The following is a 26216-nucleotide window of genomic DNA, read 5'->3' as shown; positions in this document are numbered from 1 at the left end:
GGACGATAGCGCACGTTCTCCGAAAAGGAAAAGCCATGGCAGACATTGCCCAACTCGGTATCCAGGTTAAAACGGATGGGACCGAGCGCGCCACGACGGAACTGAACAAGGTATCCGGCGCGGCCGCACGCGCGCAGGCGGAGGTTGAAGGACTGACCACCGCAAATCGTGGTGTGACTGGCGCGGCGTCCGCTGCCGCGAAGGCATATGCCGCCGAGGGCGCCGCTGCTGCGGCAGCATCGAAGCAAATCCATTTGATGAATGTGGCGGCGAACCAGAACAGTCACAACGCGGGGGGGAGGGGCAATCTCGCCAACATCGCCGCTCAGTTCCAGGACATTGCCGTTTCCGCCCAGATGGGCATGGGGCCGATGCAGATTGCCTTGCAGCAGGGAACTCAGCTCGCCGCTGTGTTATCGACGATGGAGAACCCAGTGCGGGGGCTCGGTGAAGCCTTCCTGTCGGTCATTTCGCCGGTAAGCCTGGTCACGATTGGTCTGATCGCCCTTGCGGCGGCACTTCTGCAATTCGTGGATTGGGCAAAACTTGCCCAGTCTGTGCTTATCGCTCTGGCTGACGTGTTGGAGCCAATCGCCCCGTTTGCGGTTGGAGCGGCAGCCGCTTTGACCCTGTTATATGCCCCGACGATCATCGGCGGGATCATCTCCTTGATCGCGCTGCTCGGTCGTCTTGTCGTTCAGCTGGGTATCGTTGCCGCTGCGTTCGCGTTGGCAAACCCTGCCATCGCTTTCGTTGCTGGGATCACTGCGGCAGTCGCGGCGGCAATCGTCTTCCGCGACGAGCTGAAGGAGATCTTCGGGCGCGACATCGTCGCCGACGCGAAGAATGGCACCAATGCCGTTATCGGAGCGTTCGTCGGCGGCTACGAGGCCATCAAGGCGGTATGGGGGAAGCTGCCAGCGGCGATCTCGGACTTCGTCTATTCGACTGCCAAAAGGGTGATCGATGGTATTGAAAGCATGGTGCAGAAAGCTGTCGATGGGCTCAACAACCTGATCAACAAGTATGCCCTCTGGATGGCATCGATCGGGCAACCCCTCAGCCCCGAAACATACAACAGCATGATCATTCCTCCTGTGAAATTCGGCCATCCAGAGAACCCCAACCCGGGAGCAGCCGGGGCAGCGATGAGGGCAGCTAGCGACGCCTACAACTCTGCTCAGGGCAAAGACTACGTCGGCGGCGTTGTCGATGCGATCGGTCGCGGCGCGTCGGCCGCATCTGACAAGCTCCGCGAGCTCGCCAAGGGCCTGACCGACGTCGACGAGAAATCGAAGAAGCGGGCCGGCAAGAGCGAACAGGAGAAATATGCCGACATTGTCGCCGGGGCGGAGCGTCAAATCGCAATGCTCGAGGCGGAGCGGGACGCAATGGGCCTGACAGAACGGGCCGCGGCCGCGCTCCGATATGAGCAGCAGTTCCTGAACGAAGCGCAGCAGCGCGGCATCTCGCTCACTGACGCCCAGAGGAGCGAACTGGCTGGCCTCGCCGAGACCATGGCGACGATCGAGGAAGAGACCCGGCTGTTGGGCCAGGCGCTCGACTTCGGCAAGATGCTGACCCAAGGGTTTTTCGACGACTTCTTCTCGGGTCTCGAACGTGGAAAATCCGTCTGGAGATCTTTCGGTGATGCAGCGCTCGGTGTTCTCGATCGCATCGCCGACAAGCTACTGACCGATGTCATCAACGCGGTATTCACCGTCAGCAACGCGGGGAAGGGTGGCGGTGGTCTGCTGGGACTTCTCGGCGGTATCTTCGGCGGCTCGTCTGCTGCTGATCCCTGGGCAGGCCTGCGCGGTTACGCGACCGGTACGCCTTCGGCTCGTCCTGGCGTTGCCTGGGTCGGGGAAAAGGGGCCCGAGCTCGTGCGCTTTAAGGGCGGCGAAGAAGTGATACCGAACCACCGCCTGTATCGCCCGGCGAACACCAATGCTTCCGCTCAGTCGGGCTCGACCTCGCAACCGCAGCCGACGCAGGTCGTCCTTCGCGTCATCGGTGAAGAAGGACCGATGTTCCGGCCGACAATCCGATCGGAGAGCGAGAACGTGACCATCGAGAACATCCGCGCCTACGATCAGGGCAAGCGAAACGAGTACGACAACGGCGGTGAGGTCTACTGATGCCGGATCCAGTCCCTCTTCCGAAATTCACCGACGGACGGAAGGATTGGGCCGAATGCAGGTTCGACCCAATCCAGCTTCGCAATAGTGATCAGATGGAAGGCCGCCGAACCGAAAGCCAGACGTTCGGAACGCCCTATTGGGTCGCCAGCTACGTGACCCGTCCGCTGCTTCGTCCTGAGTTTGGCGTCATGGATGCTTTCATGATGCAGCTTGATGACAATGGGCAAACGTTCTTGGCTCATGATGTCTTCCGGCCCCGACCTCTAGCTCACGACACGGGTCTCCCGCTTTCCGGCACCAAAGCCGGGGGTGGGGCATTCAACGGCGATGCCGTCCTTCAAGCAATCACGAACCCGACCACGATCGTAGTTTCCGGGCTTCCTGCTGGGTTCCGTCTGTCGGCCGGGGACTACGCCGAGATCAGGAAGAGCCAGCTTGTGCGGTCCCTGCATCGGATCATCGCGCCGGCGACCGCAAACGGAAGCGGCGTCGCGACGCTGACGATCCGATACGGCCTGGATACCGGCGTCTTCAACACAACTTGCACCGTTCATTTCGAGAAGCCGTCGTGCACCATGCAAATCGATCCCGGCAGTTACGACGGGAAGAAATCATGGGCAAACCGCTCTCCCTCGTTCACGGCAACTGAGGTTTTCTACTCATGAGCATTCTTGATCCCGCCGTCGTCGCTGCGCTTGAGAGCAGGCATATTTCACGTATCGACCTGATCTGCTTCGATCTGCCGGGCAAGAGGGTCGGCTATCATCGGGGCGGTCGGCTCTACACTTACAATGGGCTGACCTACCTGCCGAACCGGTTCATTCAGCCGGGGGAGATGCGCAGCGCGCTCGGGGTCTCGGTCACCAGCCGAACGGTGCGCTTCTCGAACATCCCGGTCACGGATCCCGAGGATGCGATTGCGCAGCTTGAACTTTATGACTACCCCAACTCTCCGGTCATCATCACGCATCTCGCCGGCGTGCCGAACAGCGACCAGGTGCTCGGCATCCTTGCCTCCAGTATCTATGAGATTGACAACGTCCGCTACGAGAAGGGCGCTGTCGATGACAACGGCACTCGCACGCTCTCGGTCACAATCGAGCTTCAGCCGCCCGGTCGGTCGGCGCGAGGTCAGACGCTGGTGAAGCGATCTCAGGCCGAGCAACAATTTGACAATGACGAAACCGACACGGGGCTCGAATATGTCGCCACAGTCGGAACGATCCCAGAAGAATGGGGACAGGTTTCACGCTAAGGAAGTCTATGGTTGGCCGTAGCGCACACGTTTTAGCACGTCGCGAGGATTGATCGTGACGTCGGAATTGTAGAACCGCGATCCTATGATCGTGGTGCCATCGTCTCGCAGACGGAGGTGAAGGTCTTTGGAACCGCCGCAGCCAGATGAGTCGACCATTGCGAGAACCTGTATCACTTCGTCGGGCGTCTTTTCATCCAACCTGACCATGGCTGGGAACAAAGGAGCGCAGCTCGCGCCGTTGTCGCGAACGAGCTGGCCTTGCCAATCGAAGAGGTAGGTGAAGCGTGCGCGGTCGCGCTTGTGCGATCCACGATGGGCATCCCCCCACATGCCGTAGAGATACGGGGCTACGGTGATGACCGACCCGAGATCATTTGACGGGCCCAGCGCCTCAAGCTCGAGAACCACAGAGTAGAGACGGCTTCCGCTTAAGGGCGAAGCCAACGCAAGCGAATAGGACCGGCGGACACCTTCTCGTTCGTCCACATGGGTGATGTGTATTGTCTGCAGGTAGGGCGCCTTGGCAAACGTCGGAAGTTTCGGGTCTTTTCGGTTGTTCAAGCTTCGTGTTGTCTCGGAGCGTTTCCAACCCCTGAAATCCCTAGCCAGTAGTGCTTCGAGCTCACCGATTGGCATCCCAAGTTTGAAAACTGAGCTCGGTACCAAGTCTGCAGGCGTCACTGACTGCCTGTCAGCAATCATGCTGGATGGAGCCGCTGCCGGCGACCCGGGCTGCAACGAAATTGCGACTACGGCGAGCGCCGCAGCAATGAAGCGAAGCACAACGGATCCTCTTGTTTCGAACGGTCACAGCAATCGCGCGCCGTGCCGATTGTCTAATTGCAATTCATAGTCGTGTCATCGAGAGATTTCATGGAACGTTTCCGTATTGGATCGGCCACGCTCACGCGTGAGCTGTCGACCCCCTATGCCTATGGCTTGGCCGATTGCTTTCACCTCGGCTGCGCCATGGCGGACGCGTTGCACGGCACATCGCTCGTCGAGAAATATCGCAGCGCCTACAAGACCTTGAAGGGCGCGCATATCGCGTTGCGCCGGCGCGGGTTTTCGAGCCTTGTCGATTTCTGGTCGGCTGAACTCGGTCAGGAACCGGAAGGCGCCGCGTCGGCGCAATACTTCGACCTGGTCATTCTGCGTCTTGCCGATGGCGCCGAGCATGTCGGCGTCTGCAACGGCCTTCGCTTCACCACCAAAACCGAGAGAGGCCGTTCCGATCATGGCCTTTCCGACGTCATCGCGACCTTTCATCTCGGATAGTTCCTAAATGGCAATTTTCTCTTCAATCGGCACGCTGCTGGCGGGCACGGCGACGCTGTCGCTGTTCGGCGCGTCCATCTCTGTAGCGAAGCTGATTGGTGGGGCGCTGGCCTTCGGTACCAAATTCGCCTTCTCGAATGCGAACCAGCCGAAGAAGCAGAAGTTCACTGCCGTTCAAGGGCAGGTGCAGATGGGCGGCGACGTTCCTGCCGGCTCGCTTTTCGGCACTGGCAAGACGAAGGGACATCGCGCCTACTACGCCAAGTGGGACAAAGGCAACAAGATGAATGCCGACGTCTTCATTCTGGCCAACGGCTGGTGCGATGGGCTGGAGCCGTACGTCTATATGTTTGGCGCGAAGGCTAATCTTGTTGCGAAGCCTGTGGTTGGCGGGGAAGCCGCTCGCTACTTCGTCGAAGGCTACATTGATGGCGACGGCAACAGCTCGATCGATATTCGCTTTTATGACGGTCGACCGGGGCAGGTGGCTGATGCCGAGCTTGTCTCAAAGACTGCCGCTCTGGGCAATTCGTGGAAAGCGACAAGCCGTCTGAGTGGCCTCTGCTACGTCGTCGTCTACCGTTACTATCATCTCAAGTTCTTCCGTGATGCTGGCAGGGGGCGCCCGGACTTTGAATGGGTGTTACGCGGCCTTCGCGAATACGATCCGACGAAAGATTCCACGGTCGCGGGCGGCAACGGCCCGCAGCGTCTCAACGATCCTTCGACCCATGTGCACACGCTCAATCCGGCGATCCATCGCCTCAACTATCAGCTTGGGCTCCGAGGTCTGCGCTCTGGCCGCACGATTGTGGGCGAGGGCAAGAGCCTCGGCCAGCTCGATCTCGCGTCCTATTTCACGGCCATCAACTATTGCCGCACGCTGAGGAAGGGAAAGCCGGTCTATCAGTGTTCGCTTTGGGTGGACGGCGATACCGACCATACCGAAGCGCTGTCTGCCTTCGATGACGCGATGGCGGGTTATGGCGTCAACAGGCGCGGCCTTTCCGGCGTCATCGTCGGCGCGCCGCAGATCCCTGTTCTCGACATCACGCCGCAGGACATACCGGCGAAGCGCGCTAAGCAGAAGCAGCTCCGCAAGTCGGCCTTTGCGCTCTACAACCATCTATCCGGCCAGTTCACCTCTCCGGATGCTATGTGGAATCCGGAAAGTCTGAAGACAGTGGTCGTCAATGCGGACGTTGCCGCCGACAAGCGCCCGCGGCAAACGTCCAACGACTTCCTTCAGGTGCACGACGCCGACGTCGCTCAATATCTGCTCAACATCCGCTATCGCCAGAACCGCAAGGGTGGCACGGCGACGGTTCCCGTCAGCCGTCGCGTGGGCTTTGCAGTGCAGGAAGGTGAATGGGTCACCTACGAAGGCAAGACCTGGATGGTCGCGGAATGGCGGCTCTCGGAGCAATTCGAAGGCACACTCGAACTCACCGAGGCGGGCGCCGACATCTATGACGACGCCGACATCGCGCCGGGTCCGATCGTCATTCCGCCCGTAGCGCCGATCAATCCTTCGCAACTCTTCACGGTGCAGAATTTCAATGTCCTCGGGGGCATGATCCAAGGCGGAAACGGCTATGACGTGCCGGCGCTCGAATTCGTCTGGGACCCGCCGGATGATCCGACCATCACTGACGTCCTGTTTGTGTATCGCGTCGACGGGACGATTGAAGAGTTCACCGACCAGTGTGCGGAGCCGGAAACCGGTCGGTACCGGACCACGAAGAACGTCCTATCGGACAAGGTCTATGTGGCCCGGGCGACAATCAAGACCAATCCCGATCGCTTGCGGACTTTCACGCCATGGCGGACCACGGCAACCGCCACGGGGTCGATTAGCGTTCAGGTCGGGCTCGGTCAGGTTCGCGACGATGTGAAGAACCGATTTGAAGAGCTTCAGGGCGAGTTTGATGGTGTCTGGCGAAAGTTCGAGGATCTGACGACCGCTTTCTCTCTCGAAGGCGCGGTCGGAGAGATCAAGCGGCAGGAGTTGAAAGCCGCAGTCGGCGATGCCTTCGCGCAGATTATCGAAGAAAGGCGCGTGCGTGCTTCTGACGACGAGGCGATGGCGCAGCTTTACAACGCCCTAACCGCCACAGTTGGTAGCAATCTGGCGCGGTTGATTACCGAAGAGACGGCGCGCGCCACTGCCGATAGTGCGTTGGCGAGTTCGATCACCTCGCTCACCGCTCAGGTCGACACCAACCTCGCGCGTCTGGTTACCGAGGAAAGCACCCGAGCGACCGCGGATAGCGCATTGAGCACTTCCGTCACTCAGCTCGACGCCACGGTTGGCAACAACCTGGCGCGGCTCATCACCGAGGAGCAGACGCGCGCCAATGCCGATAGCGCATTGTCGACCAGCATCAATGGCGTGAGCGCTGATGTGAACGGTCGTTTCGCCGGCGGTCTGGTGAAGTTTGAGGCGGCGGCCGACCAGTCGGGCGTGAATGCCCGGTTCTCGGTGATGCTTCGGGCGACCCTCGCCGCCGCCTTCAAGGACAGTGGCTTTTACATCGAGATCTACACTGAGGGGGGCGTGCTCAAATCGCGCTTTGCGGTGAAGGCGGATCAGTTCGTCGTCTGGAACGGTGGCAGCAACGCCTTCCTGCCGATCGTCATCGAGAACGGTGAGCTGAAACTCAATATTGCCAATGCGGGCTTGATCCGCTCGGGAAGGCTTCTGGCTCTGAACAACAAAGTCGACTTTAACCTCAATGCCGGCACTCTGGAGTTTTACAGCTGATGGTCCGCACTATGATTGGCATCGACTCCACGGGTGCTGCCTGTATCAAAATCATGAAGAACAGCGCTGACGATCCGCGTAGTACACCGGACAGCCAGCGGTGGAAGTTCCTCTACAACAGCAAACTCGGCATTCAAGCGAACTTGTGTGACATCTGGGTCGTGAACACGTTCCAAGCCGGCAACGGCGTCACCTACTATCCACCGGGAAGCAATTCCGCGACGTGCACATACATGTCGCTCACCGTTGCGCAGGGAACGCTTTGGGGCTTTCGCAACACGGCGTTCCCGACACTCCGCTACAACGTCCCGCTGTTTGATGTGAAGGCAAAAAAAGGGGGCGGCAGCAACCGCTACAATCAACAGATGGTCGCCTGGACCGACAGCGGTGAATATTACCGTGGTCAGGGCGGCTATTACGCCGTGGGGAATTACGCCCAAATGGGTTGGGCGGAGAACATGGTTCTCAACAACAATCTCGGCAACTTCGCCTATGGGATGCCGATCATCGTCACGCAGAGTGACGGAATTGATGCTTTCAACAGATTCCGATCGCGCGACAAGCGTCTGAACGTTTGGAACTTGCCGGGGAACAATGTCGCGCCGGATGACGCTCCGGTCTTGGCTCCGAATGGGACCAAGACCATCAAGATATCATCGACCGAGTTGAAGATCGCCAAGCCGGGCTACAATGTCGATACCGCGACCGTTCAGCAGATGGCTTTCGACGCCTCAAAATTGCCGGTGAAGGTCATTGCTGCCGCTGACATCGCGCTTCCCGCCGGCGTGAGCTACTACGAGACCGGCATTCCACTGCCAGACACGGTCGCGCTAGATGTTCACTTCTACGACAGCGCGACGATCATGTATCCGTCCAACCCGCAGGTACTCGATTTCGGAGCGGAGTACTGGTTCGACGGAAGCCTGATCGGCTTCGAGGCCTCAAAGGCAATGCGGGCGCGTTTCATGCTCTACATGGAGGATATCAGCGGCCCAACAGGCGGATCCAACAAGGTACTTCGGCAGTTCGAGGATGGCGGGCGTGTCGTGCAGTTCCTGCGACCGGGTTCCGCAGATCCTCCGGGCTGGGCAGATATCGTCATCGATACCCGTTGGCCGCAGGTGCAAATCCTCAAGGAAGGCTATTTCGCCTTCGGCGCCGGCAATGGTGTCATCACGGACATTCCCTTTGATGGGACGGGCATGTTCCCGATGGTGAAATACCTTACACACCACGGCGCAGGCAACGGTGCGAGCCTCGGGCAGAACAACCTTCCGATGTCGTGGAGCGCAATGTGGCGGCTGCCGTTCGTGAAGCGTCTGAAATATCCCTACAGCGGCCAGGCTCATGCCGGGGAAAGCACCTTCTGTGAACTGACGGCGAATAATGCCCGGTTCTACACCTTCGCCGGCAACGTCGGCGATTACTACAATCGCGGCGACAGCCCCGGAACCTGGCAAACTTCCGGCGCCTACGCACCTGGCGGCATTCGCTACTACATCTTCGGCATTCCAGCTTAGGAAGCTCCCAACATGACTACTCCTTACACGACAGGGACAATCACCCTGACGAACGGCAGTGCTGTGGTTACCGGCGTAGGCACGGCCTGGCAGACGGCGCTTATCGCCGGGGGCACGATCTTCGTCGATGCCAGCGGCAACTCGTTGCCGATCCTTTCGGTCGACAGCAACATCGCGATCACCGCGGCCGTCAAATGGCGGGGTGCGACCGGCACCTATTCCTATGCGATTGTGCGAGATACCGCGTACGGCGAGCAAACGGTCGCCAATGCGCAGGCGCTAGCGACCTACCTTCAGCGACTGGACAATGCCTCGCTGTCGGCGATCGCCTCTCTCGTGCCGGCGGCCGACCGGTTGCCATATTTCACTGGGGCTGGCGCGTCAGCGCTTACGATCTTTACGGCGTTCGCTCGGCAGCTCGTCGGCGCGACAAATGGTTCGGGCGCATACAACGTGCTTGGAGAAATCCCCAACAACCAGCTCCCGCAGCGGTTATGGACCGGCGCGCAAACGATCACGGACTGGGACACCGCGATTGATTCCGGTTTCTATAACTCCGCGAGCGGCTCTGCGAACGGTCCCAACACTGCCTTTCTGTGCGGGGTGGTGTTCACCAGAGGCAACACCCACGCCGTGCAAATCGTTGCCGATTTTACCAACAAGTGGATCTTCGTAAGAACGCGTGCGAGCGGGGTGTTTTCCGCCTGGCGAAAACTTTGGACCGGCTACGATGTCTTGCAGGCGGTATCGCAGGATGCCGGCGTGCCGACTGGCGGCCTCATGGATAGGGGCTCAAACGCCAACGGTTGGTACTTTAGGTACGCCAACGGCATCATGATTTGCATTTCCAATAATATTCCGCTGGCGTGCGATACGGCAGCGGGGCCGATCTTTGCATCTCCCGACACGCCTTGGAACCTTCCCGGCGCTTTCATTGACGCGAATTTCTCCGTCAACTTGTCCATCAAGACCGGGCAGCGCTGGACCTCCGGGCGTCCCACATCAACAGTTCAAGCGTATGTCAGGCATTGGGCGCACTTGACGCAAAGCACCGTCGTCGACGGTTACGCGATGGCTATAGGAAGGTGGTTCTAATGAAAATTGCACTTTCACCAACCCGGAGCGATGACACGCTGACCGTCGTCAAGGCCGGCGACGTCCTGACGATCAACGGCGCAGCTTTCGACTTTTCGGCCCTGCCAGACGGCGCAACGATCCCGGCAGGCGAGATCCCGTGCGAATGGATCATCGGGCCGGTCGAGCGAGTGGCCGGCCGTCTTCATCTCACGTTGATCCTGCCGCACGGCGCCAATCCCTCGGAAGCGGTCGCCTTTCCGGCTGCGCTCGACAATCCTCCGGACGGGCCGCTTGCCCTGCCATTCGATCCGCCACCCGTTGAACAATTGATTGAAGAGGAACCAGCCGATGTGGACGCCTGATCCCGCCAAAATCATCACCGCCGAGCAAAAGGCGGCCGAGGCGATGGCCACTCTGCGGACCGCATTTACTGCCGCGATCCAGCGCCACCTCGACACCAAGGCTAACGAGCGGCACTACGACAACATCCATACGGCGATCGGCTATCGTGACGATCCTAACGAGGGCTTTGCGGCCGAGGCCGAGGCTCTGTTCGTTTGGCGCTCCGCTGTCTGGACCTTCTCGACGTCCGAGCTTGCCAAGGTGTTGGCCGCCCAGCGCATACGGCCGAGCGTAGAAGAGTTCCTGATCGAACTTGATGCGGCGTGCCCGTTCGTCTGGCCGATGGAGCGGGCTGCCATGATAGGCGGGAAACTGCCCGACTAGCCGAACCTCTGGTACGTTATAGCCAGATCATAAACCCGCCTATCGAGAGCAGCGCGCCCCCTGGCCAACCCGGCAATGTCGCGAGCCATTCTAGGAACTGACTACGGGCTTCCCTTTGCTCAGCAGGAAGATGTCGCGACTGATCGGCGTTGCGTAGGGCACTTTCAGCTAAGGGGACTCTCGCCAGCCAAGACAGCCCTGCTATCAATACGACCGCACCCACAGCATCCATTGTCTGTTTCTCTCCGAAAAGCGTCACTCGCGTATGTAAAGGCTGGATTTGTAAAGGCCTTGACTAGATTGCTCGCGTCACGACCTCGGATGCGACAGAAATCAGTAACGCGGCAAGCGCGACGGCCGTCCCATACCGCGCAATCTTCATCCGGCGCCCGCGAGCGCCATTCCAATCATAGCCCATCATGTTCCCCAGCCGGCATCATGCCGTCCTTGGATGGTGGCGCGCATTCTCTAACAAAGCCTCAAAGGACATCGCTATGAAATACCGCCTACCGCTGGAATGGCTCCAGCCGGTGAAGATGTCGCGTATCATCGCGCATTGGAGTGCCGGCGCCTATCGAGCATCCGAGCTCGACAAGGAGCACTATCACTTCATCGTCGAAGGATCGGGCAACGTGGTCCGCGGCGATCACACGATTGCCGACAACGTAAGCACGTCCGACGACGACTATGCGGCCCACACGCGGGGCTGCAACACCGGCTCGATCGGCGTTTCGCTCGCATGCATGGCCGGCGCGATCGAAAGTCCGTTCCATGCCGGCAAGTTCCCGATAACGGAAACCCAGTGGCACCGCGCCATGGAGGTCATCGCGCACCTGGCCGAGTTCTACAAAATCCCGGTCACGCCGAAGACGATCCTTTCCCATGCCGAGGTTCAGCCGAACCTGGGCATCAAGCAGGCCGGCAAGTGGGATTTCACCCGGCTCCCGTTCGCGCCGAACGTCATCGGCGCCAAAGCATGCGGCGACAAGATGCGCGCCGAAGTCAAAGCACGCCTCTAACCAACCTCCCAACATCGAAGGAAATCAAATGCGTTCGCTGATCATCGTATCGGCGGCGGCCTTTGTGCTGTCCGCTTGCACCACCACCGGCTCGATCGACACCACGATCAAGAACAACCTGCCGAAGACATGCGCTCTGCTCGAAACGGCTCATGCCGCGTTCATCGCGGCCTCGGTCTCCGGCAACATCAAGCCTTCGACCATCGCCAAGGAAAAGGCCGCCTACGACGGCGTTCGCGTCATCTGCACCGATCCGGGCAGCGTCACGGCTGCCAACGCGCTCGTCGTCGCTGCGACCGCCTACGCCACCGTTTCTCTCGCCCTCAAAGAAGCCCGCGCGGCTCAGTAGAAAGGAAACATCATGCAGAATGTCTCGAAAGCCATCGCCGCCGCTGTCGGCGGGGCAGGGGTCGGCACTGTCGGCATCCCCTTCATGCCGGAAGGCACGCCCTGGTATGGCTATCTCGCGCTTTACGCGCTCACAATCGGCCTGCCGGCAGTCCTGACCTATCTGGCGCCGAAGAACCAGCAGTAAAGCATCCGCGGGCTCTCAACCTCGGGGGCCCGCCATCATTTTCAGCACGAGCGGCATTGAAGACAACGAGGGGCATAATGGGGCTTGAGGATCAACCGATGGAACTCCCGAAGCGCGCACAGAAACTCGAATGGAATCTGAACACGATCATCCAGCTCGTGACCCTCTTCGGCATGTGTGTTGGCGGCGTCACGATCTGGGTGAACAAGGGGCGGGACATCGAGGAGCTTCAGAAGTGGCGCAGCGCAATGGAAGCCCGGAGCGAAGAGCGGTTCCGTGCACTCGAATCCGAAGTGCGGAAGATCGACAACCTCGCCTATCGCGTTGCGTCGACCGAACAGTCGTCGACGTCGACAGCCGCTGCGATCAAGGATCTGCAAACGCTGGTCAGCCAGCAGTCCGGCGATCTGAAGGTGATCAAGGAGATTTTGCAGCGGGTCGAAGGCGGGCAGTTGAGGAGATAAACGACGCACGAAATTATGGCGCTAGAGCGAGGACAACCAGCCAAGCTGCCAAGGCGATCAAAAGCCAAACCCGAGCGTGCCTAAACCGTTGCCGTCTGGAGCTTTCCCAATCGTAGGACATGTGCTGCCTCCTTTCGGTGGCGCACAATGTCAGATTGTGGCTGGCGGAGGAAGATGTTCTCCCAGCGCACGCACAGAAAAGTGCAATGGTGGCCGGCGGCGTCGCCTTCGTGATGAAGAGGGGCTTTCACATGTCGACCCTTCGCCTAAGCGGACCCCAGAGCGCGCAGTGCTTGGGGCGGGTCGTGCTCTGGGGGCCTAGCGTCAATGGTGTGATGACGCTCAACCAGTAATGGCGGCTCACCTTCTATTTGACAATGACAGAAATCAATCTTTCCGTGCAGGGAAAGAAATGGCCCGATGGGGCGGGGCCAAAAAGAGAGAGATACTGTTCCAACGAGCCCTAGTACACTTAATCACCTGAATCTAATGCCGGAACGTCGTGGCCTCACACGATCTGGGGCTTCACCGACGGGACGGAGCCGGGCGCGCCTGCCTCGTCATCCACATCAGATGGCAACTGGCCGTTCGGAGTGAGATCGTCAACGGCCGTCGGAAGTTCGCGGCTCAAACGGCTTAGAATTTCCGCGGGGGGCAGGCCTGTGCGTGCCGAGAGGTCGTTGAGCACCTCTGGGCCAAGCACCTCGGACAGCTCGCGATCGCCGACTGGCTTATTCTCCCCGGGGCGAACCCATGAGTTAGCCGTTTCGCCGTGCCCCTTCTGTTCAAACTGCCGGAGCAACTCGCCAAGACTTCCACCGAGCCCACCTCCTGAGGCAGCGCCCCCAAACAGGCCACCAAGACCTCCGAGACCACCCATGCCCGTTTGGCTGCCGCCCGCCAGTCCTCCGAGAAGATCGCCCAATCCTCCGCCCGCTTGCGGTTGACCATCAGGTCCGAGTTGTGCCGGGTTTCTGAGCCCCTTCAACAACTCGCCAATTTTATCCCGGTTCTGGTAGCCGGCGACCGCCAGAACCCCCAGAAGCGCCTTCAATGCGTTGCTAACCATTGCTCGTCTCCCTGACGTGTTGTTGTTTGATGATCGCTGCGGCTCTTTCGGGTCGCCGCTGTGGGTCGCATAACCGTCAACGTCCCGGCACCTTCCAGGTTCCGTTGAAATCGCCAGATGCAAGGCGAAATCGGCCCGCGCTGTTCACCACACAAACAGGTGGTTGCAGCCTGCCAGAGTAATGGGTCCTGAGCCTAGTGCTTCGGTGGGCGCTAATGCCGCGTGCCTTCTGAGGCAATCTCTATGTATCGCCCGATCGACCAGAGGTAGGCGACAATCTCCAGCTTCAGGCTATCGCGGTCGCCGTACTTTTCGGTTATGCGGTCGAGTTCGTCTCTTGCTCGATGCTGTTCCTCGATATCGCCAAGCACGTACTTGTCGTGGCCTATGGCGGTGATCTCCCAGCCGGCCGCAATCAGCTCAGACACGAAATCTGGTATTTCGCTCGGCTTCATCATTCGCCGCTTGCTTTGGGCCATCTCAATCCTCCTTTGATCCAGCAGGAAGGGTAGGGCGGCACTAAGTAGATCCGCTAGGCGCAGAAATGGTTCCTAAAATTTGGGGGTAGAGAGCCGGACCCCAGAGCGCGCAGTGCTTGGGGCTGGGACGCGCTCCGGGGTCACTCGCGCCAAGTGCGGTTGACGCTCAACTAGGAATGGCAACGCGAATGAGATTCGGCAATGCGGGTAGGACCTTTGCGGGGGAGTTATCAGACCTAAGTCCGAGGCGGTGACCGAATGACGGGGGTGGAGTTGGGCCATCCGCGTCGCGTCCTCCTTTTTGCTTCCGAAGGCACCTTTGTGCGGCCATATGGGGGGAAGTCCCATGGCGGAACCTTTTCCTCCCCCCTACGTTTTATAATGCTCTCGATCCTCAACCCGGTCGATCGAGGCGCCTCTAGGCCCCGCTGCCATTAGCGTCCCCGCAAGGTGTGGGGCCTACTGAGGCATTGATGCTCGCGTTCTCGACCGGCTAGCAAAAGCCGGGCGCTGGTTCGCCTCAGGTCCCGTTCAGCGGGGTCTTTTTTTATCCAGCCAACTCCGCAGATGGGGAGGCGCGACTACTACCACCTGTTGCGCAATTTTCGCTCCGATGGCCAGACTTCGGTCTCCGGGTTCCGAACCTTTATCCAGTGGACCGTTCGGAAATGGTCCGACGGGACACCCGACCCGTACGACAACCCGATCGGCGCCCGCTATATCCTCAGCAACCCTGCGGATAAACTCGTCCGCGCCGGCGGCACTTACTTGGCCCTCGATCACGACGCTGTTTCCGAGCGCTCTAAAGCAGAGGCCTTGCGTATCAAATGGAGCTTCGGCTGCCAGCGCATATTTTAGGGAGGCGATAAGTCCCGAGGGATCAGACCCCTCGCCGGCGCGACAGCCAAATTCAGGTGGGATTAGGATCATCGGCAGAACTCCTTATTGGAGTTCCAACCCGTCCGTACGAGCATTGTTCCCAGCCGCGTGCGCTTCCCTTCGCCTATGGAGACTGCGCAAAGAAATGGCCTCGTCGGGGTGACGAGGCCAGAGGCTGCTTCGGACTTCACTCCGGGGATTTGGTGAAGCCGGCCTGTGACCCCGAGGGGGAGGTCGGGGCCAGGACACGCCCGAAACGCACATACGGCGAAAAGGTTCCCAGGCAGGGAGCGAGCCAAAAAGAATGGCCCCGAAACGCGTCGCCCGGGGCCAGAAGGAAGGGTGGCAGAGCCCCGGAAGAAACGGAGCCCGCTCTAATAACGCACGCTCATCAAAGTCGTTCCGCGCCGTTGTTTTCGTCAACGACACGACGGATAGGACGATGGCCCCATGCCGCGATTCTCAGGCTGAAAGAACGTGCATTCGAAACGGCTGGTCAGGGCCGTTAGCAGCGCATGTGTGATCGCCGCCTTAGCATCGTCCCGTTTGCTGGCATCAACGCCGACGAAATCCTTAGCTATCGCCTCGGGCACCTTCCAAAGTTCGTCCGCCAGTAGTTCGACGATTTCTGCTTCGTCTATTGCCACACCGTCCCGCTCGATACGGTGATTGCCGCGGATGCCGGTGACGATGGACTGAGCAATCCAATGAGCGCTCGATTTCTCGCGCCGCCGTGATCGGCCAGTGCCGGCGAACGCTCGCTTTATTGGCTCCCGTGTGGTCACGAGGCGGATGTAGATGCCTTGATCGAGGCTCCGGTGATCGGTCATGGGATCATGCTTGCTTCGAAGGCGACCAGACCGCCGGCCGGTGCTCGAAACAGAACCAGTTGGACGGGCCCTTGCCGATGGCAAAGCCGAAGCCGCCCCATTGCTTGCAGCCAGGGTGCTCGCAGACGTGCGCCTTGGGGCCTTCGGTTGACTTCTTTGCGGCGGATGGATCGTCGCTCACAGTAGGCCTCCCTCCCCAAATTTGGGGAATTCGAATGCTAAAGATTGTTCTTCTTTTGTTCTTATATTATTTCAACCTTATGGTCGAGACAATCGGTGAAGCCTTCAGCCTCGGATGGCGCCTCAAGGCGCGCTGCGCGTATGGCAAGCGCGAGGGCCTGAAGTCTATCCGGGAATGCACATGGACCTATGATCTCGATATGCTGACGCTCGTCACGACGCGCGGCCGCGACTTTCCCCTCGCAATACTTGCTTCCCGGCTCCGGTGCCCCCGCTGCGGGTCGCGCCTGGTGTCGGTGGTCTTTATCCCGCCGGCGGATGGAGATCTGAGGAGGGGCGCGGCCTAGCCCTCAATGCACCGCTGCTGGCTTTGCTTTGCGAATGAGCACGCCGGCGGCCTCGTCGAACATGCGGTCCTTGGCGTCCAGCGCGAACCAATGATTATGTGCTAGCTCGATCAGCGCGTCGGCGACCTCTCGCTCAGACCAGCCAACGGCCTGCGCTTCCTCGGCCACTGCCCGGAACACTTCCTCCATCGCCATTTGGCAATCCAGATCCCGATCGGGATAGGCTTCACCGCGCTTGGGAGCTGAAAATATCGGCTGTTTCGGCATGGCGTTCCTCCTCGTGCGGCAGCTTAGACGTTTTCGCTGGTTCGTGCGTTAATGCGTCATGGCTAAAACACCTCGGAGATCAACTCCCACACCGCTGTCCGAGCCGATGCCGCGGCGGGTCGATCCCTGCGTCGCAACCCTCGTCGACAAGCCGCCGAAGGGTCCGGAATGGGCCTTCGAGGTGAAGTGGGACGGGTACCGACTGGCGGTGCACGTCGAGCCTGGCGAGGTGAGGGCGATCACGCGCGGCGGATATGATTGGTCCAAGAAGTTCGGCTCGATCGTCGCAGAGGCGCGCGAGCTGGGGCACTCCTCCATGATCCTCGATGGCGAGGCCGTCGTTCTCGACGACCAGGGCCGTTCTGATTTCGGTCTGCTGCAGCGCGCGGTGGGCAGGCGTCCTAGCCTGCATGATGCCGCCGAGATCCTCTTCTTCGCCTTCGATCTTCTCTATCTCGACGGCCAAGACCTCCGGATGATGCCGCTTGCCGAACGCCGGCAACTGCTCGAACCGATCGTCTCTGGAAGGACTGGCGCGATCCGCTTCTCTGAGGAGGTGCACGCCGACGGCGCCGAGTTCTTCCGCGTCGCGTGCGAGCATGGTCTCGAAGGCATCATCGCCAAGCGACGGGATAAGCCCTATCACTCAGGCCGCCGGCCGGAATGGCTGAAGATCAAATGCGCGCGGCGCGACTGGTTCGTGATCGTCGGCTATGAGCCTTCGACCATGCCAGGCGCAATTGGCCGGCTGCTCCTGGCCGCGAGGAAGGGTGATGATCTCATCTACGTCGGAGGGTGCGGCACTGGGTGGAGCAATCAGGAATCCGTCGCGCTTCGCGAATTGCTCAACGCAATCCCAGCGGAGAAGCCGCCGGTAGGATTGAAGCGCAAGGGGGCGGTTTTCGCCCGTCCGCTCTTGGTAGCCGAAGTCGAGTATCGCGCGTGGACGCAAGATGGAAAGCTTCGGCATCCTTCCTTCAAAGGCGTGCGAGAGATGGAAGGACCATCCGATGTCTACGAGATCAATGCGCAGCCAATGCGAACTGCAGTGCAGTGAACCTGCCTCGTTGCAGGCTTTCCAAACCAATTGCCAATTATGCGCGCGGCGAAAGAGGCAGATCTACCGTCAGTTTTCTGCGAACCGACTTAAGAACATCCCAGTGAAGAACATACCTAGCATCATCATGTACATGGCCCCAAAGAGGATGCGGAAGAAATTTGCGAGTGGTGGAAGATGCAATCGATAAAGCTGCTTAACAGGCACACCACGCGGTTTCGTTATCAGCAGGCCCACATAGCTAAAGAACACAGCCACCCCAAACTCAATGAGATAGATGTCCATCCAGTCCGGGACTCTTATGCGCCTGGTAAGAGTGAACGCGAATGCTTGATTGGCCGAAAGCAACGTTAAGCAAGCACAGAACCAGACTAGTTTTCCGTATTTCCTGATCATTGCGCAGCCCGCCCGAGACGTTCAACAGCGACCAGGCTCTCGGCATATATCTGCGCGCTAAAGCTCTCTCGCACCGCGTTCGTATGATTGCGGATCATCCCGGGGATGAGAAACAGGTCGACTAGCAGCCATACACCCAAGGCGACAATAAACAGAGCCCCGATTCCAACGCCCGCGGTGACGAGGCCAATCACGAGCAAAGCGATCATTGCAATCCCGCTTCCGGTGCGCCCGATATAAAACCTGTGCGCTCCGAAGCCACCAAGGAAGATCCATAGCAGGTAGGCGACACCCACGGATTTCGCCTCGTTCGTCACGCGCTGCTCAACCAGTATCTGCTCGGCAGTGGAAAGATTCATGATTTTGCCCCCAACGCACTACAACCATGAGGTCGAATGGTCCCACAATACAAGTTACAGTCAAGTCTTATTTAGGCTTCTCTAAATTTTAACGTGTGTTATCGTCCGGCGCAGGGGAATACAAAAAGCGCGGATCTGCAGTTTTGGTTTGAGGGAACCAGATGTGCGCGAGCCATACCAGTTAAGTCGCCGTGCTTTGGTAGCGTCCGGCCTGGCGGTCGACTGGATCGCGTCCGAGGGGCGCTATAGCAGCGCGGTTTGGCGCGGAGCGAATGAAGAAAGCCAATACGTCCGATTTCGGGTGCAAGACTTGGTCGAACGGATCGGCCTGTAGTCCGGCGCATCCATGGCGATCTACTGGGACAGCATGAAACTGCTTTGGGATTGGCTCCTCTCGATTTCGAAAATCTCGCGCTTCAGACGCGCAATGTGCTCATACGAATACTGCGCATCCTCCAACAGCATATAGGCTTGGTCTTCCGCGTATTTCGCATGGCGGCGATGATTGTCGATCTGCGCCAGCTTTTGTTTGATCCGAGCATCGTCCCTGTGCATTCCAGCCTCCTGGAAAGCCCCGCCTAAGCTGGGTTTGATCTTCAGAGTTAAAATAGCAGCCACTGAAATTCAGCGCCAGTTGCTCACGTGAGCTACGCCAAAGGCAGGAGTAATCGGGCGGCGTGACCTCTCACGTACTCCCATCTCGTTTCGCTCCTCTTGTTTAACCGCGTCACGCAAAAGGGGGCTATAAATACGGCCGCAAGCTACGGGACGTGTATCGCAATGGGCAATCCCTCGGCGCCCAACTCGTTGACGAAGGATTGGCACATCGATGGGTTGGCTTCAAACAGCCGTGGTGCGGCTAGGCGGCGTGACGATGGCACAATTTTGGTCTATGAATTCGAGACGTGAGGCGCCAGTCCCGTTTACATCGACCTCGGATTATTCAATGAAAAGCGGGGCGGTGATTGTAAACCGTTTCGCTGCACTGCCTGGAAACCCTCAGTTCGCTTTCTGCCTTCTAAGCAGGTTGTCGCAGGTTCGAATCCTGCAGGGGTCGCCAAGTTTCTAACGATCTGTTTCTTCGATAGAATTTGTGGATCCTGTCACGAGGTGCGCAGGGCGGCCTATGTGGCGTTCCGCTTCAGCGCCTCCACGAAGTGGATAACCTCGCTTACCGTATTGTCGTTCCAGATGTCGTTGTGGCCGGCGCGCTCGTCGATCTGCATCTGCTTGGGTTCAGGCGCAATGCGATAGAGCGCCTCGCCCGACGACAGGGGAATGCTGTCGTCCAACCGCCCGTGAATGAAAAGCTTTGGTTGCTTCACCGTCGTTATTTTGAGGTCGGAGCGGAAGGGATCCTTGATGAGAAGCGCGACCGGCAGGAACGGATAGCGCGCTTCGGCGGCCGACAGAACCGACAGATATGGGGAGATAAGGATCACGCCGGAGACTGGCCTTTGTGCCGCCGTGTTCACGGCGACGCCGGTGCCGAGCGAGCGGCCGAGCACGACGATGCCCCCTTTGTTGCGATGCGCCAGCCAGTCGAACGCCGCGATGCCGTCGGTCAGCAAGCCGTCCTCGCTTGGTGAGCCGGTCGATCCCGGATAGCCGCGATAGGAAATCGCAAGCAATCCAATGTCCCGCGCAGCCAATGCCTGTGCGAGAAACCCATAGTTGTCTGTTCGATCTCCATTCCCGAAAAAGAGCAGCACACCGGGTTTGTCGGGCTTACCGTGACTATAAAGCCCGTGCAGCGTCTCACCATCCGGTGTTTTGACGGAGACGTTCTCACCCCAACTCGCTGGGTTCGGTGCGGCAGTGGCGTCGGCACCGGGATAGAGAAGGGTGCGTTGCGAAAAATAGATGAGGCCGAGAAGAACGAGATAGGTCAGCACCGCCACCAGCGGCAAGATGAGTAGAAATCTTGTGATGCTCATGACGCCACATCCAGCTACAGGGAGAGAAGAGTCTCCGTCAAAAAAAACGACATCGATCGAAATATCCGAAAATATTGATGCTGAGTACTGCAGTGTCAGCGGATGGTGCGAAACGTCCGGAGCCAGTGGCGGATATGTTCGCTAACATCCGGTAGAAGTTGTAATTGGTCTGTATTTTGCTCACGCCGTGCCGATCCTCGACGTCCGCACGAAGACTGGACCAGGTGAGCCTGGTCGACAATGTCTGTGACGGCCGCCTGCGGCCCTTCCTCTTGTGATGACACATAAAAAAACGGGCCGGTGGATGGCTCCAACCGGCCCGTTCCGGCAAAAGGCGGAAAGGGGAACGTCTCTGCGCGGGGCTGCAGCGCCGCGCGTAGGGAGATCGATACGGACTGATAATGCCCGAACGCCATTTCCGGAATTGACATTTATCGCTCAAAAATTGACATTTCCCGCATGCCCTCCGATGGACGCCCACAATCTGTGATCGAAGTTTCTGTTGTCATCCTGCCGGAGTCGTCGATCATGTCGCTCGCCTCGGTGCTGGATCCAATGCGCGCTGCCAACCGCATCTGCGGTCGCGATGTATTTCGCTGGCGGTTGCTCTCGGCGGATGGAAAGGCGGTGACGTTGACCTGCGGCGTGCCGATCGTGGTCGATGGCACCTTTGCCCAGCCGCTCGCCGGCGACGCGCTGCTGGTGATTGGCGGTTTCAATCTCGACCGGCATGTGGGAAAAAAATTCATCGGGATCCTGCAGGAGTCCTCCCGGCATTTCGACATCGTCGCCGGCATCGAGTCAGGCTGTTGGCTGCTCGGGCGAACCGGCTTGCTCAATGGCCGGCGGGCGACCGCCCACTGGGAAGAGCTCGAAGATTTCAGCCAGGCTTTTCCGGCCTTGACCGTGCTTGGCGACCGCTTCGTCGCCGACGGCAAGTTCTGGACATCGGGCGGCGCATCGCCGACCTTCGACATGATGCTGCACTGGATCACGCAGAGATTGGGTTCGGCGCTGGCACTCGATGTCGCCAGCATCTTCGTCTACGACCAAACGCACAACGCGACCGACGTTCAGCCATTCGTTTCGCTTGGGCGCATCGAGACGCGCGACCCGGAGCTCGCCGAGGCGATTCGGCTGATGGAGCGCACCCTTGAGCGTCCGTTGACGATCGCGGCTTTAACGAAGCGGCTGTCGATTTCGCAGCGCAAGCTGGAGTTACTTTTTGCGCGGGGACTGTCGACCAGTCCCGGCGCCTACTATCTGCGCCTTCGCCTTCAGGTCGCACACCGTCTGGTTCGCGATTCTGGCAGCCCGATTCGCGAGATTGCACTCCGCTGCGGCTTCGACAGCCTGTCGGCTTTCTCGCGTGCCTATAGCCGCGAATACGGCATGAGCCCACTGAAGATGCGGCTGGCGCGGCGAGCGGCTGCGGCTTAGCGTTGGCAAAGGCCAAACGCGCCTGCTGCATGTTTTTGTCCTTTAATCGTACCCGATTAAAGGACAAAAAAATGCAGCAATTCAAAGTGCTACAGCGACCTTTGCGCGTCTGATAAGACGCGCGGCGCTGTAGACATCTCAGATATTCAGATCAGGACTAGGGGTCAGTGGACCGTCTGCGGCGGTTCGTCGGTAAACGCCTGGATGCCGTCTCGCCGCACGGTCGCAATGAACTCCTCAAAGGCTTCGCGATCGGTGGGGAAGGGTTCCTCCCACGTGGTGGAAAAACCTTCCTCATCGATAACCTCGAGGACCCAATCGAGATTCGAGCCCGCTGGCCGATAAATGCGCAATTCGACGACGACGCCGTCGTCACTGAACTGGCCGGAAAATTCTGAATACTCGTACGTCTGCTCTTCGTCAGTCATTTCCGCAGTCTAACACGCTTGATAAAGGACGTCTCATGCTGTTCGGCAGTTATCGCTGCTCCAGCGGGCATCGATGCTAGTCGTCACCGCCATCTTGTACTTGGCACCGAGAAGCTGGTGCCGGCATGGCTTGGCCCCATCCAAAAACATGGCCCGACCGCCCAGGCGCTACGCGTGGCGGCTAGGTTGTTGGCGATGGGAAGGCCGCTGGCCAGATTCGAAGCTACGGAGCGTCGAAATTGACACCCCGTCCGCTCCGAATGTTGCTGTTATCGGCAGCGTGCTTCGTATCGCCGACCGTAGCGATCACGATAGATGCAATAGCCGGCGCGCTCTTGCGAACGACCGATCAGGTTGCCTATGACGCCGCCGGCGACAGCGCCGATTGCCGCGCCGCCCCAGCTATCGCTCACGGCGCCCCCGATGATGGCACCGGTGCCAGCGCCAATCGCCGTCCCTTTCTCGGTCTGCGTGCAGGACGCAAGCGTACCAATCATTCCAATCGCAATGATAAGCTTTTTCATGCTTTCACCCCTTTGCTACAAATCAACCTGGGAGTTCACCACTCTGCATCCTCAGCGCGAGCTTAAGCATCTACGCAACGCGCGCAATTGTCGATAGTGGTGTTTTGCTGGGAGCAAGGAATCTCTGACGGTCAGGCATTGCTCGCTCGAGGCCCACAGCCGGCGGTCCACCAACCGGCGGTAGATCATCTAAGCGCAGGGGCAACTATCGCCAGTAGCTTTGCCCGCTGGCGACCGACGATCGGCCCATGACGTAGCCAATCGCAAACGCAAGCAAGCCGACGGCAAGCGCTAGTCCGGCTGCAGTGTACGGGTGATCTGCGGCCCCGACCGCCGCGGCGTTTGCCTCACGGCTCACGGCGTCGGCGGCTGTCTTTGCGACCTTGCGGGCGCCTGTAGGTGGTTCGATGGGTTTTCCGGTGAAGCCCGCTTTCAGATCTTTCGCCACGATGTTTCTCCTTGTGGTGGTCAGGGAAGGAACTGTCGATTCGACAGGAAGTTCCGGAACTGCACGCCTGCGCCGCCGCCATACCGCTCGCGGGGACGGCTCCGATGGTGCCAGACCACTCGGCCCGTGCGGGGTCCATTGTTCATCGGAGGTTCAGGCTGATCAGCCCACAGTAATTGGCAGATAGGAGGAGTTACGATGAAAAAGCTCTTATCCGCCTTCGCAGCGATTGGCTTGGCTGCGTCTTTCGCGTTGCCGCTAAGCGCCGCTCCGATTTTCGCGCCGAAACCCGTCCAAGTGCAGACGGACACTGTCGAACTGGTTAAGCACCGGAGTCATCGTCATTGGCGCGCGGATCGCCGGTGGGATCGTCGGTGGGATAGGCGGTACGCCTGCGGTTACTATGGCAGGTGCTACCCCCGCCATTACGGTTACTATGGTGGCTACCGTGACCGCGGCTACTATGGCTACCGCGACTATTACCGCTACCAGCGTCGATCCGGCGTTACGGTCTACTTCGATTTTTAGCGGGAATCGCGTGAGGACATTCAGCAGGTCGATGAGGTCGTCGGCTTGCGCTCGGGCATGACCCCCTCATAGTGGCGAGAATGCACAATGTAAGCTGCCAACGCGCCTCACATTATTGCAGATCAGATAGCCTGCTGGTGATCTTGAACTTAAGTCCAGTGTGATATCCCGAAACGGAGCTAGGCATCCGGGCGATATCGAGCGGCGTCGGAATTCTGCTCCCGCCACATGGCGTCGCCGAACAGTGCGGCCTCGTCGCTCAGTCCCTCGCGGAATTGATCGGTGATGTACCGGGCCAGTAAATCGGCGCGTTTTCCATGACGCGGGATACTGCACCAGATGCACACCCGGTCGAACGTCCGTTGAAGCATGTCTAGTTCGTCCGGGGTGATCCGGCTGTTTAGGCCTCCCGCAATCTCCTCCATCGAGACCTCTTGGTTGCCCTGCCGAAGAGTGTCCGCGTTCGGATCCAACGCAGCGGATTTGTAGAATCCGATCATGTGTTTCAGAGCGCCGCTCTCACGAACGCCGCCTTGGTAGCAATTGATAATGCGGCTTGCGATCGCCTCAGCGGCCTCACTATTCCGCGACAGGCCGAGCCCACGCAGGACGTCCTTAAAAATCTGGTCTATCTGGTCGATTTCGTGCGGGAGAAGCATCTTCGAATTGGTCGTCGGAGACATCGCGCGACCTCCTATACTGGGGCGAAAGCGTGATGATCTTCCAGCCGCCGAGGCCCTCATCTACGCCCGGCGATGGCGCGATTATGAGCCGACACTGCGGCAATGCAACTAGACGGAAGTTGCGGGCCTCGGGGTGACCGTCGCCAAAAAGGCGCGCTACGGATTTCTCGTTGTGACAAAGCTAGTGCAAATGTGTGCCAAAGCCGCCGCCGCGCCACATCCAAGTGGCAACTTCCGGGCGCATGCAAGGGTCTCTGGAGCCGACGGCTCTGAAGGCGTTCCGCCCTCATGTTTTCGTGAGACCATTTTGATACCGGGAAGGGCGGGAAGCGCCTAAAAAAGCCCGGAGAATAAGGGAAAGCATGTTATTGCTGGGGCGCATGAAAAAGGGGCTAGGAATGGCCCTAACCCCTTGAATTCGTTGGTGAGCGCGCAGGGATTCGAACCCTGGACCTACTGATTAAAAGTCAGTTGCTCTACCGGCTGAGCTACGCGCTCCCTGGCCGCGGCTGTGAAGCCCGGCGGAAGTGGGCGGACATATGCACGCGTGTTTCCTGTCGGTCAACCGAAAAATTGCGGCTTTTGTGAAGAAACGGTGCATGGCGCAATGATCGCCAAAAGGTGATTGGTATCATCATGATCCTGCGGCTAAGGAATGGCCCAAATGCCGCATGCCGGAGTTCTTGCCGTTGTCGATCGCCGATATTTCCATCTGGACCGCCATTCTTGCCGGCGCCCTCTCGTTCCTTTCCCCTTGTGTTCTGCCACTCGTGCCGCCCTATCTTTGTTACATGGCGGGCGTTTCGGTCGACCAGTTTCGTAGCGGCGATGCGGCGACGGTCGGAAGCACCCGGCGTGCGGTCCTGCCGGCGGCGCTGTTGTTCACGCTCGGGTTCGCAACTGTCTTTGTGGCCCTTGGGGCAGGGGCCTCGTCGATCGGCATGCTGCTCAGGCAGCATATGGATCTCCTGTCGCGCATCGGCGGCGTGATCATCATCATCATGGGCCTGCATTTCCTCGGCGTGTTCAAGATCGGGCTGCTGGCGCGCGAGGCACGCTTCCAGGGCGGCGGCAAGCCGGCGACGCTCTCCGGCGCCTATATCATGGGGCTAGCCTTCGCCTTCGGCTGGACGCCCTGCATCGGTCCGGTACTCGGCACGATCCTCGGTGTCGCCGCTGCTCGTGACACGGTGTCCGACGGCGCCATGCTGCTGGCCGTCTATTCGCTCGGGCTTGCCATTCCGTTCTGGATCGCGGCTGGCTTCTCTGGCGCCTTCATGCGCTTCCTGTTGCGCTTCCGCCGTCATCTCGGCCTGGTCGAGAAGCTGATGGGCGGCCTGTTGGTGCTGGCGGGCCTCGCTTTCCTCTTCGGTTTCATCAGTTCCGTCGCCATCTGGTTCCAGACGACCTTCCCGATCCTGATGAAAATCGGCTAGGGCATACCCTCGTATTTCGGAATCACTTTTCCTAAGGGCCGGCCTAATCGTCAGGCCGGTTCATGGGCTAGGCGTGCGAAGGCTACTGCATGTTTCCTTTAATCGTACCCGATTAAAGTACAAAAACATGCTGCAATTCAAAGT

The 26216-nt window shown here is 59.3% G+C and carries 32 protein-coding genes and 1 tRNA gene; 18 read left to right on the top strand and 15 right to left on the bottom strand.

The genetic code is table 11. The annotated features are described in order from the left end of the window. Positions 1 to 35: 35 nt before the first annotated feature. Genes IB265_RS24755 through IB265_RS24745 form a run of 3 tightly spaced genes read left to right on the top strand, consistent with a single transcriptional unit; the run spans position 36 to position 3399 of the window. Positions 36 to 2141 carry a phage tail length tape measure family protein gene (locus IB265_RS24755; RefSeq protein ID WP_192495237.1) on the top strand — a complete coding sequence of 702 codons (2106 nt, stop codon included), beginning with the start codon at positions 36 to 38 and terminating at the stop codon, positions 2139 to 2141. After that, a complete protein-coding gene (locus tag IB265_RS24750; RefSeq protein ID WP_192495236.1) occupies positions 2141 to 2809 on the top strand; it encodes a hypothetical protein in 669 nt (222 codons plus the stop codon). Before IB265_RS24755 ends, IB265_RS24750 begins: the two co-directional genes overlap by 1 nt. Continuing rightward, complete coding sequence (locus tag IB265_RS24745) at positions 2806 to 3399, top strand: DUF2163 domain-containing protein (protein ID WP_192495235.1); 594 nt, start codon at positions 2806 to 2808, stop codon at positions 3397 to 3399. Before IB265_RS24750 ends, IB265_RS24745 begins: the two co-directional genes overlap by 4 nt. Positions 3400 to 3405: 6 nt before the next feature. On the opposite strand, the gene IB265_RS24740 is transcribed toward IB265_RS24745, so the two are convergent. Continuing rightward, the gene (locus IB265_RS24740) at positions 3406 to 3963 is read right to left on the bottom strand and encodes a hypothetical protein (protein WP_210334579.1); all 558 of its coding nucleotides are present in this window, start codon (positions 3961 to 3963) and stop codon (positions 3406 to 3408) included. Positions 3964 to 4275: 312 nt separating this feature from the next. Between IB265_RS24740 and IB265_RS24735 the strand changes: the two genes are divergently transcribed. From IB265_RS24735 to IB265_RS24690, 10 genes are all read left to right on the top strand, one after another. Further along, a complete protein-coding gene (locus IB265_RS24735; protein ID WP_192495233.1) occupies positions 4276 to 4680 on the top strand; it encodes a DUF6950 family protein in 405 nt (134 codons plus the stop codon). A 7-nt stretch (positions 4681 to 4687) separates the two neighbouring features. Next, positions 4688 to 7444, top strand: coding sequence for a DUF1983 domain-containing protein (locus IB265_RS24730; protein ID WP_192495232.1), 2757 nt, complete (start codon positions 4688 to 4690; stop codon positions 7442 to 7444). Then, positions 7444 to 8964 carry a hypothetical protein gene (locus IB265_RS24725; RefSeq protein WP_192495231.1) on the top strand — a complete coding sequence of 507 codons (1521 nt, stop codon included), beginning with the start codon at positions 7444 to 7446 and terminating at the stop codon, positions 8962 to 8964. The genes IB265_RS24730 and IB265_RS24725 overlap by 1 nt, the downstream gene beginning before the upstream one ends. Before the next feature lie 12 nt (positions 8965 to 8976). Next, entirely contained in the window at positions 8977 to 10059 is a 1083-nt protein-coding gene (locus IB265_RS24720; protein WP_192495230.1) for a pyocin knob domain-containing protein, read from the top strand. Beyond that, a complete protein-coding gene (locus tag IB265_RS24715) occupies positions 10059 to 10403 on the top strand; it encodes a hypothetical protein (protein WP_192495229.1) in 345 nt (114 codons plus the stop codon). The genes IB265_RS24720 and IB265_RS24715 overlap by 1 nt, the downstream gene beginning before the upstream one ends. After that, on the top strand, positions 10390 to 10767 hold the full coding sequence (locus IB265_RS24710) for a hypothetical protein (RefSeq protein WP_192495228.1): 378 nt from the start codon (positions 10390 to 10392) through the stop codon (positions 10765 to 10767). Before IB265_RS24715 ends, IB265_RS24710 begins: the two co-directional genes overlap by 14 nt. A gap of 494 nt (positions 10768 to 11261) precedes the next feature. Beyond that, on the top strand, positions 11262 to 11786 hold the full coding sequence (locus IB265_RS24705) for an N-acetylmuramoyl-L-alanine amidase (protein WP_192495227.1): 525 nt from the start codon (positions 11262 to 11264) through the stop codon (positions 11784 to 11786). A 28-nt stretch (positions 11787 to 11814) separates the two neighbouring features. Beyond that, a complete protein-coding gene (locus IB265_RS24700) occupies positions 11815 to 12135 on the top strand; it encodes a cell wall anchor protein (protein WP_192495226.1) in 321 nt (106 codons plus the stop codon). A 12-nt stretch (positions 12136 to 12147) separates the two neighbouring features. Beyond that, on the top strand, positions 12148 to 12321 hold the full coding sequence (locus IB265_RS24695) for a hypothetical protein (RefSeq protein ID WP_192495225.1): 174 nt from the start codon (positions 12148 to 12150) through the stop codon (positions 12319 to 12321). 98 nt (positions 12322 to 12419) lie between these two features. After that, the gene (locus IB265_RS24690; RefSeq protein ID WP_057252426.1) at positions 12420 to 12785 is read left to right on the top strand and encodes a hypothetical protein; all 366 of its coding nucleotides are present in this window, start codon (positions 12420 to 12422) and stop codon (positions 12783 to 12785) included. A 508-nt stretch (positions 12786 to 13293) separates the two neighbouring features. On the opposite strand, the gene IB265_RS24685 is transcribed toward IB265_RS24690, so the two are convergent. The 4 genes from IB265_RS24685 to IB265_RS24670 form a co-directional block, all read right to left on the bottom strand. Then, the gene (locus tag IB265_RS24685; RefSeq protein WP_057252422.1) at positions 13294 to 13854 is read right to left on the bottom strand and encodes a YidB family protein; all 561 of its coding nucleotides are present in this window, start codon (positions 13852 to 13854) and stop codon (positions 13294 to 13296) included. 212 nt (positions 13855 to 14066) lie between these two features. After that, a complete protein-coding gene (locus tag IB265_RS24680; protein ID WP_113737951.1) occupies positions 14067 to 14333 on the bottom strand; it encodes a hypothetical protein in 267 nt (88 codons plus the stop codon). A gap of 1298 nt (positions 14334 to 15631) precedes the next feature. Next, positions 15632 to 16042, bottom strand: a complete 411-nt coding sequence (locus tag IB265_RS24675; protein WP_192495224.1) for a hypothetical protein — start codon at positions 16040 to 16042, stop codon at positions 15632 to 15634. Positions 16043 to 16046: 4 nt separating this feature from the next. Then, positions 16047 to 16223 carry a hypothetical protein gene (locus IB265_RS24670; RefSeq protein ID WP_192495223.1) on the bottom strand — a complete coding sequence of 59 codons (177 nt, stop codon included), beginning with the start codon at positions 16221 to 16223 and terminating at the stop codon, positions 16047 to 16049. 34 nt (positions 16224 to 16257) lie between these two features. Here IB265_RS24670 and IB265_RS36525 point away from each other — a divergent pair, with 34 nt between their 5' ends. Next, positions 16258 to 16569, top strand: a complete 312-nt coding sequence (locus IB265_RS36525; RefSeq protein ID WP_246806030.1) for a hypothetical protein — start codon at positions 16258 to 16260, stop codon at positions 16567 to 16569. A 3-nt stretch (positions 16570 to 16572) separates the two neighbouring features. On the opposite strand, the gene IB265_RS24665 is transcribed toward IB265_RS36525, so the two are convergent. Next, positions 16573 to 16836: a hypothetical protein gene (locus tag IB265_RS24665; protein ID WP_113737557.1), complete on the bottom strand. Its 264-nt coding sequence runs from the start codon at positions 16834 to 16836 to the stop codon at positions 16573 to 16575. A gap of 58 nt (positions 16837 to 16894) precedes the next feature. Here IB265_RS24665 and ligD point away from each other — a divergent pair, with 58 nt between their 5' ends. Then, on the top strand, positions 16895 to 17893 hold the full coding sequence (gene ligD, locus IB265_RS24660; protein WP_246806029.1) for a non-homologous end-joining DNA ligase: 999 nt from the start codon (positions 16895 to 16897) through the stop codon (positions 17891 to 17893). A 69-nt stretch (positions 17894 to 17962) separates the two neighbouring features. Here ligD and IB265_RS24655 read toward each other — a convergent pair whose 3' ends face one another. The 4 genes from IB265_RS24655 to IB265_RS24640 all read right to left on the bottom strand — a co-directional run bounded on the left by IB265_RS24655 (position 17963) and on the right by IB265_RS24640 (position 20585). After that, positions 17963 to 18178 carry a hypothetical protein gene (locus IB265_RS24655; protein WP_162770991.1) on the bottom strand — a complete coding sequence of 72 codons (216 nt, stop codon included), beginning with the start codon at positions 18176 to 18178 and terminating at the stop codon, positions 17963 to 17965. Between the two features lie 107 nt (positions 18179 to 18285). Further along, entirely contained in the window at positions 18286 to 18648 is a 363-nt protein-coding gene (locus IB265_RS24650) for a TM2 domain-containing protein (RefSeq protein ID WP_113737541.1), read from the bottom strand. Between the two features lie 354 nt (positions 18649 to 19002). Then, entirely contained in the window at positions 19003 to 19203 is a 201-nt protein-coding gene (locus IB265_RS24645) for a hypothetical protein (protein ID WP_113737540.1), read from the bottom strand. A gap of 569 nt (positions 19204 to 19772) precedes the next feature. Further along, positions 19773 to 20585, bottom strand: a complete 813-nt coding sequence (locus IB265_RS24640; RefSeq protein ID WP_057255877.1) for an alpha/beta hydrolase — start codon at positions 20583 to 20585, stop codon at positions 19773 to 19775. A 459-nt stretch (positions 20586 to 21044) separates the two neighbouring features. On the opposite strand from IB265_RS24640, the gene IB265_RS24635 reads away from it, so the two are divergent. Next, positions 21045 to 22025, top strand: a complete 981-nt coding sequence (locus IB265_RS24635; RefSeq protein ID WP_057255879.1) for a GlxA family transcriptional regulator — start codon at positions 21045 to 21047, stop codon at positions 22023 to 22025. Positions 22026 to 22189: 164 nt separating this feature from the next. Here IB265_RS24635 and IB265_RS24630 read toward each other — a convergent pair whose 3' ends face one another. The 3 genes from IB265_RS24630 to IB265_RS24620 form a co-directional block, all read right to left on the bottom strand. Then, entirely contained in the window at positions 22190 to 22453 is a 264-nt protein-coding gene (locus IB265_RS24630; RefSeq protein WP_057255881.1) for a hypothetical protein, read from the bottom strand. A 269-nt stretch (positions 22454 to 22722) separates the two neighbouring features. After that, the gene (locus IB265_RS24625) at positions 22723 to 22977 is read right to left on the bottom strand and encodes a YMGG-like glycine zipper-containing protein (protein WP_057255883.1); all 255 of its coding nucleotides are present in this window, start codon (positions 22975 to 22977) and stop codon (positions 22723 to 22725) included. Between the two features lie 205 nt (positions 22978 to 23182). Next, complete coding sequence (locus tag IB265_RS24620) at positions 23183 to 23425, bottom strand: hypothetical protein (RefSeq protein ID WP_057255885.1); 243 nt, start codon at positions 23423 to 23425, stop codon at positions 23183 to 23185. A gap of 198 nt (positions 23426 to 23623) precedes the next feature. Here IB265_RS24620 and IB265_RS36885 point away from each other — a divergent pair, with 198 nt between their 5' ends. Then, positions 23624 to 23953: a hypothetical protein gene (locus IB265_RS36885; protein WP_057255887.1), complete on the top strand. Its 330-nt coding sequence runs from the start codon at positions 23624 to 23626 to the stop codon at positions 23951 to 23953. Positions 23954 to 24132: 179 nt separating this feature from the next. On the opposite strand, the gene IB265_RS24615 is transcribed toward IB265_RS36885, so the two are convergent. Continuing rightward, complete coding sequence (locus IB265_RS24615; protein ID WP_057255889.1) at positions 24133 to 24636, bottom strand: hypothetical protein; 504 nt, start codon at positions 24634 to 24636, stop codon at positions 24133 to 24135. A gap of 422 nt (positions 24637 to 25058) precedes the next feature. After that, a tRNA-Lys gene (locus IB265_RS24610) sits at positions 25059 to 25134 on the bottom strand. Positions 25135 to 25325: 191 nt separating this feature from the next. On the opposite strand from IB265_RS24610, the gene IB265_RS24605 reads away from it, so the two are divergent. Continuing rightward, on the top strand, positions 25326 to 26072 hold the full coding sequence (locus IB265_RS24605; protein WP_057256079.1) for a cytochrome c biogenesis CcdA family protein: 747 nt from the start codon (positions 25326 to 25328) through the stop codon (positions 26070 to 26072). The last annotated feature ends 144 nt before the right edge of the window (positions 26073 to 26216 follow it).

Origin of the sequence: Ensifer sp. ENS10 (genome assembly GCF_014852025.1) — a bacterium.
Lineage (GTDB): Bacteria > Pseudomonadota > Alphaproteobacteria > Rhizobiales > Rhizobiaceae > Ensifer.
Note: the sequence above shows the minus strand (reverse complement) of the source record. Positions and strands in the feature narration are given on the sequence as shown.

Coding starts and splice junctions, on each gene's coding strand:
- IB265_RS24725 (WP_192495231.1), top strand. CDS start 7,444: ATGGTCCGCACTATGATTGGCATCGACTCCACGGGTGCTGCCTGTATC.
- IB265_RS24700 (WP_192495226.1), top strand. CDS start 11,815: ATGCGTTCGCTGATCATCGTATCGGCGGCGGCCTTTGTGCTGTCCGCT.
- IB265_RS24675 (WP_192495224.1), bottom strand. CDS start 16,042: ATGACCGATCACCGGAGCCTCGATCAAGGCATCTACATCCGCCTCGTG.
- IB265_RS36885 (WP_057255887.1), top strand. CDS start 23,624: ATGAAAAAGCTCTTATCCGCCTTCGCAGCGATTGGCTTGGCTGCGTCT.
- IB265_RS36525 (WP_246806030.1), top strand. CDS start 16,258: ATGCTAAAGATTGTTCTTCTTTTGTTCTTATATTATTTCAACCTTATG.
- IB265_RS24705 (WP_192495227.1), top strand. CDS start 11,262: ATGAAATACCGCCTACCGCTGGAATGGCTCCAGCCGGTGAAGATGTCG.
- IB265_RS24750 (WP_192495236.1), top strand. CDS start 2,141: ATGCCGGATCCAGTCCCTCTTCCGAAATTCACCGACGGACGGAAGGAT.
- IB265_RS24695 (WP_192495225.1), top strand. CDS start 12,148: ATGCAGAATGTCTCGAAAGCCATCGCCGCCGCTGTCGGCGGGGCAGGG.
- IB265_RS24710 (WP_192495228.1), top strand. CDS start 10,390: ATGTGGACGCCTGATCCCGCCAAAATCATCACCGCCGAGCAAAAGGCG.
- IB265_RS24615 (WP_057255889.1), bottom strand. CDS start 24,636: ATGTCTCCGACGACCAATTCGAAGATGCTTCTCCCGCACGAAATCGAC.
- IB265_RS24720 (WP_192495230.1), top strand. CDS start 8,977: ATGACTACTCCTTACACGACAGGGACAATCACCCTGACGAACGGCAGT.
- IB265_RS24655 (WP_162770991.1), bottom strand. CDS start 18,178: ATGGACATCTATCTCATTGAGTTTGGGGTGGCTGTGTTCTTTAGCTAT.
- IB265_RS24680 (WP_113737951.1), bottom strand. CDS start 14,333: ATGGCCCAAAGCAAGCGGCGAATGATGAAGCCGAGCGAAATACCAGAT.
- IB265_RS24755 (WP_192495237.1), top strand. CDS start 36: ATGGCAGACATTGCCCAACTCGGTATCCAGGTTAAAACGGATGGGACC.
- IB265_RS24645 (WP_113737540.1), bottom strand. CDS start 19,203: ATGCACAGGGACGATGCTCGGATCAAACAAAAGCTGGCGCAGATCGAC.
- IB265_RS24735 (WP_192495233.1), top strand. CDS start 4,276: ATGGAACGTTTCCGTATTGGATCGGCCACGCTCACGCGTGAGCTGTCG.
- IB265_RS24745 (WP_192495235.1), top strand. CDS start 2,806: ATGAGCATTCTTGATCCCGCCGTCGTCGCTGCGCTTGAGAGCAGGCAT.
- IB265_RS24715 (WP_192495229.1), top strand. CDS start 10,059: ATGAAAATTGCACTTTCACCAACCCGGAGCGATGACACGCTGACCGTC.
- IB265_RS24630 (WP_057255881.1), bottom strand. CDS start 22,453: ATGACTGACGAAGAGCAGACGTACGAGTATTCAGAATTTTCCGGCCAG.
- IB265_RS24640 (WP_057255877.1), bottom strand. CDS start 20,585: ATGAGCATCACAAGATTTCTACTCATCTTGCCGCTGGTGGCGGTGCTG.
- IB265_RS24650 (WP_113737541.1), bottom strand. CDS start 18,648: ATGAATCTTTCCACTGCCGAGCAGATACTGGTTGAGCAGCGCGTGACG.
- ligD (WP_246806029.1), top strand. CDS start 16,895: ATGGCTAAAACACCTCGGAGATCAACTCCCACACCGCTGTCCGAGCCG.
- IB265_RS24685 (WP_057252422.1), bottom strand. CDS start 13,854: ATGGTTAGCAACGCATTGAAGGCGCTTCTGGGGGTTCTGGCGGTCGCC.
- IB265_RS24635 (WP_057255879.1), top strand. CDS start 21,045: ATGCCCTCCGATGGACGCCCACAATCTGTGATCGAAGTTTCTGTTGTC.
- IB265_RS24690 (WP_057252426.1), top strand. CDS start 12,420: ATGGAACTCCCGAAGCGCGCACAGAAACTCGAATGGAATCTGAACACG.
- IB265_RS24730 (WP_192495232.1), top strand. CDS start 4,688: ATGGCAATTTTCTCTTCAATCGGCACGCTGCTGGCGGGCACGGCGACG.
- IB265_RS24625 (WP_057255883.1), bottom strand. CDS start 22,977: ATGAAAAAGCTTATCATTGCGATTGGAATGATTGGTACGCTTGCGTCC.
- IB265_RS24665 (WP_113737557.1), bottom strand. CDS start 16,836: ATGCCGAAACAGCCGATATTTTCAGCTCCCAAGCGCGGTGAAGCCTAT.